At 69.8% G+C, this 11222-nt stretch carries 10 protein-coding genes and 1 pseudogene; 5 read left to right on the top strand and 6 right to left on the bottom strand.

Translation table 11 applies throughout. From position 1 onward, the window contains the following. Positions 1-403 precede the first annotated feature (403 nt). Positions 404-556: pseudogene (locus JYK04_RS42325) on the bottom strand (transposase family protein); the annotation flags it as partial. Between the two features lie 487 nt (positions 557-1043). On the opposite strand from JYK04_RS42325, the gene JYK04_RS04100 reads away from it, so the two are divergent. Together JYK04_RS04100 and JYK04_RS04095 are read left to right on the top strand one after the other, a co-directional pair. Beyond that, positions 1044-1460: an SsgA family sporulation/cell division regulator gene (locus JYK04_RS04100; RefSeq protein WP_268254178.1), complete on the top strand. Its 417-nt coding sequence runs from the start codon at positions 1044-1046 to the stop codon at positions 1458-1460. 257 nt (positions 1461-1717) lie between these two features. Then, positions 1718-3082 (top strand): NAD(P)/FAD-dependent oxidoreductase, encoded by a 1365-nt coding sequence (locus JYK04_RS04095; protein ID WP_189746646.1) that lies wholly within the window; start codon positions 1718-1720, stop codon positions 3080-3082. A 128-nt stretch (positions 3083-3210) separates the two neighbouring features. On the opposite strand, the gene JYK04_RS04090 is transcribed toward JYK04_RS04095, so the two are convergent. Together JYK04_RS04090 and JYK04_RS04085 are read right to left on the bottom strand one after the other, a co-directional pair. Further along, entirely contained in the window at positions 3211-4410 is a 1200-nt protein-coding gene (locus JYK04_RS04090; protein ID WP_189746645.1) for a PP2C family protein-serine/threonine phosphatase, read from the bottom strand. After that, positions 4407-6008, bottom strand: a complete 1602-nt coding sequence (locus JYK04_RS04085; protein WP_189746643.1) for a sensor histidine kinase — start codon at positions 6006-6008, stop codon at positions 4407-4409. Before JYK04_RS04085 ends, JYK04_RS04090 begins: the two co-directional genes overlap by 4 nt. A 114-nt stretch (positions 6009-6122) precedes the next feature. Here JYK04_RS04085 and JYK04_RS04080 point away from each other — a divergent pair, with 114 nt between their 5' ends. Then, positions 6123-6896, top strand: a complete 774-nt coding sequence (locus JYK04_RS04080) for a response regulator (protein WP_189746641.1) — start codon at positions 6123-6125, stop codon at positions 6894-6896. Between the two features lie 91 nt (positions 6897-6987). Here the strand turns inward: JYK04_RS04080 and JYK04_RS04075 are convergent, their stop codons facing one another. From JYK04_RS04075 to JYK04_RS04065, 3 genes are all read right to left on the bottom strand, one after another. After that, positions 6988-7455 (bottom strand): ATP-binding protein, encoded by a 468-nt coding sequence (locus tag JYK04_RS04075; protein WP_229876833.1) that lies wholly within the window; start codon positions 7453-7455, stop codon positions 6988-6990. 280 nt (positions 7456-7735) lie between these two features. After that, a complete protein-coding gene (locus JYK04_RS04070; RefSeq protein WP_189746640.1) occupies positions 7736-8659 on the bottom strand; it encodes a SigB/SigF/SigG family RNA polymerase sigma factor in 924 nt (307 codons plus the stop codon). A gap of 89 nt (positions 8660-8748) precedes the next feature. Beyond that, complete coding sequence (locus tag JYK04_RS04065) at positions 8749-9087, bottom strand: STAS domain-containing protein (RefSeq protein WP_189746638.1); 339 nt, start codon at positions 9085-9087, stop codon at positions 8749-8751. Between the two features lie 119 nt (positions 9088-9206). Between JYK04_RS04065 and JYK04_RS04060 the strand changes: the two genes are divergently transcribed. Then, positions 9207-9575, top strand: coding sequence for a CorA family divalent cation transporter (locus JYK04_RS04060; protein ID WP_268254177.1), 369 nt, complete (start codon positions 9207-9209; stop codon positions 9573-9575). Between the two features lie 236 nt (positions 9576-9811). Beyond that, the gene (locus JYK04_RS04055; protein WP_189746636.1) at positions 9812-11206 is read left to right on the top strand and encodes an MFS transporter; all 1395 of its coding nucleotides are present in this window, start codon (positions 9812-9814) and stop codon (positions 11204-11206) included. Positions 11207-11222 lie beyond the last annotated feature (16 nt).

Here is an 11222-nt window from a genome sequence, read left to right as displayed (position 1 = left end):
CGTGAACCGAACGCTACGACGCCAGAAGCACACGCTTGCGCAAGAGCGTGAAGCCGGCGCGGCCGAACATCTGGCGCTTGAGCATCCCGATTCGGTCGACGTGACCCTCCACGAGGACGGTCCCGTAGTAGCGGCCCTTGCGGGTGGCGTACTCGTCGACGCCGACCACTCGCGGGGCCGGCACCTCAGGATCGGGCAGTGCGTCGACGAGCCGCAGGACCGTGCTGCAACTGACCCGCACCCCGACGATGTCGGCCAGGCGGGCGCCGGTCCGGCCCGCGAGTGCGAGACCGATCGCGGCCAGGGTCGAACGCTGGCGCGGTCCGCTGGCCGTGCCTCCGGGGTAGGCCGGTCTCTGCTCGACGAACGTGCGGCGCGTGCGATCTGTGGTGCGGCAGGTGAACCCGCGGACCCGAAGCTGGAGCACGACGCTTCGTCCGGCTCTCGGAACATCAGCGGGAAACCGCAGGTGGGAGCCGTGAACCTGGTCGGACCGCGCCCCGCAACCCGGACACGGGGCGCCCGCCGCATTGCACCGCACATCAACATGCACCATCGCAATGTGCACGTCGACCGACAGCACCGCGACGTCCGCGATCGACGGGAACAACAACTCCTCCAGCCGGAGCAAGGTCTCATTCACAGCCCCGAACTGTCAGCCCAGTCGCTCCTGCCACTGCTCGTCAGTCGTCACTCACGGTGCGCGGATCACACAACCTGAGCCAGAACCGAAACTCGTGAACAAAGCCGATCCCCGGAGCCATGCCGTCGGTGCCGCGCACATCTCCACCGGAGTGGAGGGCTGCACGCTCAGGACATGGGTGTCGCCGAGGAGCAGGAAGAGGCGTGTACGGCTGGTCGTTCCGCCCTGAACCAGCACCAGGCGGACGTGCACGTCCACGGCCAGATGGACGGACCAGCCGACCTGCCAAAGGCCTTCAGCCCGTGCGGCCTTCCCAGCTCCTCCCTGGGTCGGGCCAGTGTGGCAGGGGTGAAGCGGGGCAGACGAGTGCAAACAAGCAGCCCACCTCGGAGGCCTGTCGATGTCCTGTGTGTCTGCGTCCGCTCTGATCGTTGCCCGCCTCGACGCGGCGAGGGGCCGTGTGCCGCTCCTTGCCCGATTCTCGTATGACGCCGAGGACCCGTACGTGGTCCAAGCCACGTTCTTCGACGGCCCCACAGCCCTGGCCTGTTGGAACTTCGACCGTCAGATGCTCGCCGAGGGACTCCACCGTCCGGTGGGCGAGGGAGACGTCTCCTTCAGCCCCCACACGGCAGCAGGCGCCGACGAGCTCCGTGTCGCATTGCGAGGCCCCAGCGCCGAGATGCCAGGCAACGCGGTTCTCTTCCTGGAGGCCCGGGCGATCGCGAGCTTCCTGGAGCAGTCGTACGCCGTCACCGGCGCGGGGGAGGAGTTCCTCGACCTCGACAGGCTCCTCGAAGAATTCCGGGCCAGCTGACATACCGGCAATGAAACCGCCTGCCCCGGGTGGGTGGGCGGGTGTGGCAGGCCGGGTGGGGAGCGCGGACGGGCGAGGCAGTGCATCACCGAGTAGCGCACAGCTTGCACGGTCAACAGGAAATCCGAGTGCTCGGGCGGGCCGTTCGGTGGCCGTCCAGGGCCTCCGGAGCCGTCCGCCCCGCTTTCCGCGTGCATGGAACGGCCTGTCGGGGAAGGCGCGTCGGGGACCCGTACACCTGAGAAGGGACGGACATCATGGCACGACCGAGGATCGTGGTCGTCGGCGCGGGCTTCGCCGGCGTCTCCTGCGTACGCCGCCTGGAGCGGACGCTGTCACCCGGGGAGGCGGAGATCCTGCTGGTCGCTCCGTTTTCCTACCAGCTCTACCTGCCCCTGCTGCCGCAGGTGGCCTCCGGGGTACTCACCCCCCAGTCCGTGGCGGTGTCGCTGCGCCGCAGCCGCCGCCACCGGACCCGGATCGTGCCCGGCGGAGCCGTGGGCGTCGACACCCTGGCCAAGGTCTGCGTCATCCGGAAGATCACCGGGGAGCTGGTGGACCAGCCGTACGACCGCCTTGTCCTCGCGCCGGGGAGTGTGACCCGCACCTTCGACATCCCCGGCCTGGCGGAGCACGGCCGCGGCATGAAGACGCTGGCCGAGGCCGCCCATCTGCGCGACCACGTGATCGCCCAGCTCGACCTGGCCGACGCCGCCGCACCGGGCTCGGCGGAACGGGCCTCACGGCTCGGCTTCGTCGTGGTGGGCGGCGGCTACGCGGGCACCGAGACGGCCGCCTCCCTGGAGCGGCTCACCACGAACGCCGCCGGCCGGTACCCCCGGCTGGACCGGCGCGAGATCAGCTGGCACCTCGTGGACGTGGCGCCGAAGCTGATGCCCGAGCTCGGCGACCGGCTGGGCCGGGCAGCCCTCGACGTGCTGCGCCGCCGCGGCATCGAGGTCTCGCTCGGCGCCTCCGTCGCCAAGGCGGGCCCCGAGGACGTCACCCTCACCGACGGACGCGTGCTGCCCTGCCGCACCCTCATCTGGACTGCCGGCGTCGCCGCGAGCCCGCTCATCGCCACGCTGGGCGCCGAGACCGCGAAGAGCGGCCGGCTCGTCGTCGCTCCGGACCTGCGGGTACCGGGGACGGACGGCGCGTTCGCGCTCGGTGATGCGGCCGTCGTGCCCGACCTCGCCGGCGGCGGGGACGGTGCGGTGTGCCCGCCCACCGCGCAGCACGCCGAGCGCCAGGGCAGGGTCGCCGCCGACAACGTCGTCGCCACGCTGCGGGGCACACCTCTGCGTCGTTACGTCCACAAGGACCTCGGACTGGTCGTGGACCTCGGCGGCTGCGACGGCGTCTCCCGGCCGCTCGGCATCCCCCTGCGCGGAATGCCTGCCCAGGCCGTGGCCCGCGGCTACCACTGGGCGGCGCTGCGCACCGGGGCCGCGAAGACCCGGGTGATGACCAACTGGCTCCTGAACGCCGTGGCCGGCGACGACTTCGTCCGGACCGGCTTCCAAACGTACAAACCGGGGACGCTGCGCGACTTCGAGTACACGGACCACTACCTCACCCCGGAGGAGGTACGGGCCCGCACGGCGACCGACGGAAGCTGACAGCCAAGACCGGCGGCTTGCGCCGACAGCCCCAAGGGGCGCCCGTAACGGGGCTGAACGGAATTGCCGCGGGCAGGATGTGCGGCGTTGAACGCCGCCGGTTCCCGGCTCCCACCGAGCCCTGCATTTCAGGCCGGGTGGAAACCCCAGTTGAGGCGGAGTACTGCGAGGTCGTCGGTGTGTCTTCCGGCGTTGAGCGCTCTGGTCTGGCGGATCAGGCTGTCCAGGTGCGCTGCAGGATCCGCGGACGGTGTGGTGTTGATCAGGGGCAGGAGCCCCTCGATGCCGAGCCGGCCGACGGCGTCCCCGTTGTGCCCTTCGGTGAGGCCGTCGGTGTAGAGAGTGAGCGCCCCGGCGTCCGGGAGGGGGATGATCGTGGCGGGCCAGTCGTGGTGGCCGGGGTCGATGCCGAGCGCGATGCCGTGCTCGGCGGCCACCTCCAGCGTCTTTTCCGAGGTGGTGAGCAGGGGTTCGTGGTGGCCCGCCAGGTAGAGGGTGGCAGCGCAGGCCTTCTGATCGAGGGCGAGGAGCGAGACGGTGGCGAACAGGGGCTGAGTGCCGCGCTCCGCCACCAGCAGGCGTTCCATGAGGTGCAGCAGTTCGGTGCCGCGGTGGCCGGCAAGGACGAGCGAGCGCCAGGCGATGCGCAGGCAGACGCCGAGGGCGGCGGCGTCGGGACCGTGTCCGCTCACGTCACCGACGACGGCGTGCAGCAGTCCGTCGTCACCCTCCACGACGTCGAGGAAGTCGCCGCCGAGCAGGGCCTGTTCGGCCCCGGGCAGGTAACGGGTGGTCACCGTGACGGCGGAGGTGTCGAGGAGGGGCTGGGGCAGCAGTCCGCGTTCCAGCCGGGCGTTCTCCTCCGCGCGCTGCCGGGCCGACTGGGCTTCGGCCGCCGTGCGCTCGGTGTGGCTCCGGTAGACGGCGTAGCGGACCGTGCGGCGCAGCAGTTCGGCTTCGACCTTGCCCTTGACGAGGTAGTCCTGGGCCCCGGCCGCCATCGCTTCGGAGCCCGCCTGCTTCTCGGACAGGCCGGTCAGGACGATCACCGCGGTGTGCGGGGCCATGGCGCGGACGGTGGTGACCGCATCGGTGCCCGACACGTCGGGCAGGTGCAGGTCGAGGAGGATGCAGTCGACGGCGCGGGTCGCGAGGGCTGAGCGGGCTTCGGCCAGCGAGATGCTCGTGGTGAGTTCGAATCGCAGTTCGGTGTCGTGGAGGAGTTCCTCGACGAGCAGGGCGTCGGCGGCGTCGTCCTCTATGAGGAGGATGCGGTAGACCGGTTCGTCCGCGGCGATGCCGTCGATGTGGGTGAGTGTTGCGGTCATGGTGCCGGCTCCGTGGTGGCCCGGGTCGCTTCCGCGATGGTCGACGGGGCCGGGGGAGGTGTGGGGGCGAGGGTGAAGCTGATGCGCGTTCCGTCCCGGTACTCCGGGTCGACGGCGATGGTGCCGCCGTGGAACTCGACGATCTTCTTGCACATCGCCAGGCCGATTCCGCTTCCGGGATAGGCGTCCTTGGTGTGGAGTCGCTGGAAGATCACGAATACCTTGTCGGCGTACTCGGGCGCGATGCCGATGCCGTTGTCGGTCACCGTGAACCGCCACAGCTCCCCGACAGGGTCGGCAGTCACGTGAATGTTCGGTGCTCGGCCCGGGCGGTGGAACTTGACCGCGTTGCCGATCAGGTTCTGCCAGAGCATGCCCATCTGGGTGGGGTCGGCGACCAGGGTCGGCAGCGGGTCGTGGGTGATGGTCGCCCCGGCCTCGTCGATGCCGAGGCTCAGGGAGGACGCGGTCTGCTCCATGACCGCTTCGAGGTCCACGCTTTCGTGGTCGTGGTGGACACGGCCCACCCGGGAGAAGTCGAGAAGGTCGTTGATGAGGGTCTGCATACGGTTGGCACCGTCGACCGCGATGCCGATGTACTGGTCCGCCTTGGCGTCGAGCTGCCCTCCGTAACGCCGCTGGAGAAGCTGCGTGAAGCTGGAGACCTTGCGCAGCGGTTCCTGCAGGTCGTGGGAGGCCACGTACGCGAACTGCTCCAGCTCGGCGTTGGACCGCTGCAGGTCGGCGGTCTGTGTGTCAAGGTGTCGCCGAGCCTCTTCGCTGAAGGCGAGCTCCCTGACGAGGCGTCGGCGCATGAAGTCGATCTCGCTGCTCAGCCGCCGCAGGTCCGAGGGGCCCGTAGGGGTGATGGGGCGGTCGAAGTCGCCGCCGGCGATGGCGCGTGCGTCCGTGCCGAGCCGCTCCAGGGGCGTGGTGATGCCGCGGCGCAGGGCTTCGAAGACCAGGCCCGCGAGAAGGGCGATGACCGCGGCGATCGCACCGAAGGCCCAGTTGCGCAGCCTCATCGTGGCCATGAGATCGTCTCGGGCCCGGGCTCGCTCCGCGAGCAGCCGTTCCTGCTGGGCGGTCAGGGCCGCGCGGACCGCGTCGAAGGTTGTCTTGCCCTCCGCCGAACGTTCCGCGGCCAGAGACGAGGGCGCGCCGGCGGGAGCGGCGGCGACCGGCCGGGCGATCCTCTCCTGCCAGGCTTTCGCGGCGTCCTGCACCGCACCAAGGTCCCTGAGGCCCGCGGCGTCGGCGCGCAGCAGTTCCGAGAGCCGGGCACTGTCCCTCGCCTGGTCGGTGAGGCCCTGCTGGTAGGGGCCGAGGAAGTCCGAGGTGCCGGTTAGGCCGTAGCCGCGGATGCCGGTCTCCTGGTTCAGCAAGGCCGACTCCAGACGTATCGCGGTCGACAGCGCGGGAGACCTCACGTCCACGAGGTCCTCGCTGAGGGACGTCGTGCGCCCCAGCATCCACGCCCCCGTCACCCCGAGCAGGGCCAGTACGGCCAGCGCCGTGGCCACCCCGACCCGCAGCCATCGCCGCGTCGTCCACGTGGAAAGCCCCCGCGCCTGTGGCGGCCCCGCGTTCCCGGTCATCTGTGAATCCCCTCCGCTGAGCCGTCCGCCCCGAAAGAAAGCGCAGCGCACACTGTAAAGGGCTTCGGACAACGTTTGTTGTCGTCATCCGGTTTGGGGCCTAAGCTGCGGCCCATGTCAGGCAAGAACTTCGTTCTGCAGACAACAGCGCCGGAGATGGCCGCTGTTGCGGATGCCGCTGTCTCCGACCTCGCACGGCGCTTGGCCCTCCATCTTCAGAAGGACCTCACGGACCCGGTGGCTGACGGCCGGGCCCGCGCCCTGGCCCGCGTGCACATGCTTGAGCAACTCCAGCAGGCGGCCGGACGGCTCCAGCGGGACGCGGCCCTGGACGCAGCCCGCGCGGGTGCCGGATACCCCCAGATCGGCCGGGCATGCGGCATGACCCGTCAGGGCGCCCGGCGCCGCTGGCCCGGACTCTTCAACCACACCGACGACGCACCCACGGAGCATCCGATGATGACCGGCCCCGCCCGCCCTTTCGACGTTCTGCTCGTGGAGGACGACGCCGCCGACGCCATGCTCATCGAGGAGGCTCTCTCCGAGCGCGGTACCCGCAACCTGGTCCAGGTCACCGACGGACTCGCCGCTCTCGAACACCTCCGTGCCCCGGGCACCGCACGCCCCGACCTCATCGTGCTGGACCTGAACATGCCCCGGATGAACGGGCGTGACCTGCTCCGGGTCCTGAAGAGCGACGAGACGCTGCAGACCATTCCCGTGGTGGTACTGACCACCTCCTCCGCGCCCGATGACGTCGTCGGCGCATACAGCAGCCACGCCAACGCCTACGTGACCAAGCCGGTCAACCTGGAGGATTTCGAGCGGGCCGTCCAGAGCATCGACTCCTTCTACCTGGACACCGCCACCCACCCGCCCCGTGCGTGACATCCCCTGGCAGCGAAACAATCCCAGTGCGCGGCAGGCCAGGCTCGGCATGCGGTCCTGGATGGACGTGAGCAGTGCGGGGCCGGAGTGGTCAGCGTCCTGCTGCCATGCCGTACTCCAGCCGGGAAGCCTCGATCTCGGCCCACACGGCCTTCCCGGTCCCGTACGTGTGTGTGCCCCAGCGGTCGGACAGGCGCTCCACTATGTACAGGCCGCGGCCGCCCGGGATGCCGCGTTGTGGCGCCGAGTGGCGGACGGGTGGGGTTGTCGTGCCGTCATGGACCTCGATGTGCAGGGCCAACTCATCTGCGGTCAGGACGAGTTCGCGGCAGCCGTTCGCATGCAGTGACGCGTTGGTCAGCAGTTCGGACACGAGGAGGAGGGTGTCCTCGGAGGTCTCGGTCCTGTCCCAGCCCCAGTCCCGGAGTGCTTGGCGCGTGAAGGCGCGGCCCTTGGCAACCGGCCCCGGGACGCCCGCGAGCGTGAGCCGACGGCGCTGCCTCCCGGAGGGAAGACCGGCGCTCATCGGACCGCCCGCCTCCGGTTCCTTGGTCTCCACTGTGGCCCCACCCCCGCATTCACCCCCGGCTTCTGCTCCTGGCACCCGGCCCATGCCGCGGTCGCTGCCGGCGCGCTGGGTCGGTTGCATGCCCCCGGGCGGTGCGGGAGCCGCAGCACGGTCGTGACAGTGTAGGGGACCTCCCGTCTCAGGGCATTGCCTTGTGAAGTCGCACCGTGAAGGTGCTGCCGGTGGTGCGGAACTCGACCAGTTCGCCGAGATGGTGGGCCGGCTTCGGACCACGGCACCGTGTTCCCCGGTGGGGACGTCATCGGTCGCCCTACCCGGCGAGCATGCCAGCGCGAAGCCGGACGAGAGTGCGGGACAGGAGGCGGGAGACCTGCATCTGGGAGATGCCCAGTGCGGCGCCGATCTCGGCCTGGGTCTTCTCCTGGCCGAAGCGCATCCGCAGGATGAGCCGGTCGCGCTCGTCCAGCTGTTGCAGTAGCGGTGCGAGGGTGTGGAAGTCCTCGAAGAGTTCCATGGCGGGGTCGACGTCACCGACGAGTTCCGCCAGCGGCCGGGTGGTCCGGTTGGTCGGGGACGGTACGTCGCTCTCCCCGGCGGCGGTGTCGAGGGAGCCGCTCGTATAGCCGTTCGCTGCGATGAGTCCGTCGATGACCTGTTCCTCGGTCAGTTCGAGGTGGCCGGCGACCTCCTTGACGGTCGGGGCCCGGCCGAGGACGTCCGTCAGGGCCTCCTGGGCCTTGGCGAGCTCGCTCCGCAGTTCCTGGAGACGGCGGGGAACGTGAACGGCCCAGGTGGTGTCGCGGAAGTGGCGCTTGATCTCCCCGATGATGTAGGGGAGGGCAAGAGTGGAGAACTCGACCTCGCGCTCGAGTTCGTAGCGGTCGATCGCCTTGATGAGCCCGATGGTCCCCACCTGGATGATGTCGTCCATGTCCAGGCCTCCGCCGAGCACGCGGGCGCGGAATCGCCGTGCGGCGAACTGCACGAGGGAGAGGTTCATCTCGATCAGGGTGTTGCGCGTGTACTGGTACTCGCGCGTGCCCTCCTCCAGCGTTCGCAGTCTGCGGAAGAAGACACGCGAGAGCTCGCGTGCGTCGCGGGGTGCCATCTCACGGGCGTTCTCCACTCGAACCGGTTTCCGGTCCTCCGCCGGGGTTCCCGGGGTTCCCGGGGTACCTGTGGTTTGTGCTTCTTTTGCCCGAACGGGGCCCATCATGGTGGTCGAGCGAGACATGACGACCGCTCCCTCCCAGTTGGCTGACGGCTGTCCGCACCGTCTGCCCCGTCTGTGCGGATGTACGCACTTGCTGGGTGAGCGTCTGATCAGGCGTGCGTAGTGGGGAAGAACTGATCCGCTCCGGTCAGTTCCAGCAGCCGCGTCATCTGCCGGGACGGGTTGTGCAGCTGGATGCGCCGTCCTAGGTCCTGTGCGGTGAGGCGGGCCTGGAGGAGGGCGTTGAGGCCGGCGGAGTCGCAGAAGGTGAGATCGGTGACGTCGACGACGATTTCGGCGGATCCCTGGGGGCGGGTGACTTCGGTGTGCAGGGTTTCGCGCAGTCGGTCCGCGTGGTCGATGTCCATCTCGCCGCGGACGTGCACGATGACGCCCTGTCCGGTGTGCTCCACCCGGAGGCGGGCACGGTTGTCCTGGTCGTCTGCCATGACCTTCACCCTAGGCGCAGGCCGGACGCGCGGGTAGCAGCCCCCGTGGTCGCGACGCAGGCCGGGCAAGTCGTAGCGGGAGCAGGTGCGGCAGGGCGCGGCCGAATGCCACCTCGCTCGTGGTCCGGTCCAGCACTTTCGTACGAGGGGCGAGTCGTTGCGCAATCTGCGTAGGCTCCCGCAGCGTTCTCACCGTGAGCCACGGAACGATCGATCCCTGCACCGAGGTTGCCCGTCGGCTGGACGCCGATCCGGACATGCTGAGCCATGGCACCCGGGCTGTGCTGCATGCCGTGCTGGATGTCGCCGTCGATGCGTACAGCGACGCCGCCCGAAGGGTGCGCGCCACGCTCAACCGGCTCGAGGACGAGGTGTTCTCGTCTTCCCGCGTCGACCACACCGAGAGCGTCTACTCCCTCAAGCGGGAAGTGCGCGAGTTCCGTGACGCCGTGCAGCCGCTCGTTCCGGTGGTCCAAGGCCTCCTGTAGTCAGCACCGAACCAGTACGGGAGTCAGCGCGGGGGGCAAAGCGGGCTGATCCACGCGTTTGCGGCAGATGTCGGCGGGGCGTTCCGGAAGCCTTCGAGGTGTCCAAGGCGGCGATGTGGTGGTTGGGTACACAAGGTGGCGCCTGAATGTGATGTCCCGCCACATACGCCGCCGACCTGTGGGCTTCTACGGTGTGGCCACACCAAACGTCCCCGCAGACCCCGGAAGTGGTGCACATGACCTCCCCAGCAACAGCCGCACCATCGTCAACCGGAATCCGGAGAATCGTCGCGGCGAGCCTCATCGGGACCACCATCGAGTGGTACGACTTCTTCCTCTACGGCTCGGCCGCCGCACTCGTCTTCAACGAGCTGTTCTTCCCCGGCAGCGAGCCCCTGGTCGGTACCCTCCTCGCCTTCCTGACCTATGCGATCGGCTTCGCGGCCCGCCCGCTGGGCGGGCTGGTCTTCGGCCACTACGGGGACAAGATCGGCCGCAAGCGGCTCCTCGTCCTCAGCCTGCTCCTCATGGGCGGGGCCACCTTCGCCATGGGCCTGCTCCCCACCCACGCGAGCATCGGCGTCGGCGCCCCGGTCCTCCTCACGCTCCTGCGCCTGATCCAGGGGTTCGCACTCGGCGGCGAGTGGGGCGGGGCGGTGCTGCTCGTCTCCGAGCACGGGGACGACGGCAGCCGCGGCTTCTGGGCCTCCTGGCCCCAGGCCGGCGCGCCCGGAGGCAATCTGCTGGCCACCGGGGTACTCGCCGTCCTGGCCGCCGTACAGTCCGACGCGGCCTTCCTCGCCTGGGGCTGGCGGATCCCGTTCCTGCTCTCCGGGGTGCTGGTGATGATCGGCCTGTGGATCCGCGTGTCCGTCTCGGAGTCCCCGGTCTTCCTGGAGGCGCAGGCCAGGGCCGCGGAGCAGGCCGCCGCCGGGGCCGAGGCCAAGCCGCCCGTGGTCGAGGTGTTCCGTTCGAACTGGCGCGGGGTCCTGACCGCGATCGGCACCCGCCTCGGCGAGAACATCTCGTACTACGTCATCACCGCCTTCCTCCTCGTCTACGTCACCGGCCACCTCGGGCTGCCCAAGAGCGACGGCCTGAACGCCGTACTCATCGGCTCCGCCGTCCACTTCGTGGCCATCCCGGCCTGGGGCGCGCTGTCCGACCGGATCGGGCGCCGCACCGTCACCCTCATCGGCTCGGTGGGCATGATCGGCTGGGCCTTCGCGTTCTTCGCGCTGCTGGACTCCAAGTCCTTCCCGGTGATCGCCGCGGCCGTGACCGTCGGGCTGCTCCTGCACGGCGCGATGTACGGACCGCAGGCGGCCTTCATCTCCGAGATGTTCGCCACCGAGGTCCGCTACTCCGGCGCCTCGATGGGGTCCCAACTGGCCTCCATCATCGGCGGCGCGCTCGCACCGATCATCGCCGTGGCCCTGCTGCGCGCGTACGACTCGTCCCTGCCCGTCTCGGTCTATCTCGCCACCGCGGCGGTCATCACCACGCTGACCGTCCTGGTCGCCAAGGAGACCCGCGGGCGTAGCCTGACCCGGGAACACACCCCGGGACGCGCCCCGGTCCCGGCCGCCCGCCGGGCCGGGCACGGCCCGGTGCCGGCCGACCACAACTGACCTGCCTTCCGGGCCC

The sequence above is a fragment of the Streptomyces nojiriensis genome, assembly GCF_017639205.1.
Taxonomy (GTDB): Bacteria; Actinomycetota; Actinomycetes; order Streptomycetales; family Streptomycetaceae; genus Streptomyces; species Streptomyces nojiriensis.
The sequence above is the reverse complement of the archived record's forward strand: the minus strand, read 5'-3'. Positions and strand labels throughout refer to the sequence as shown.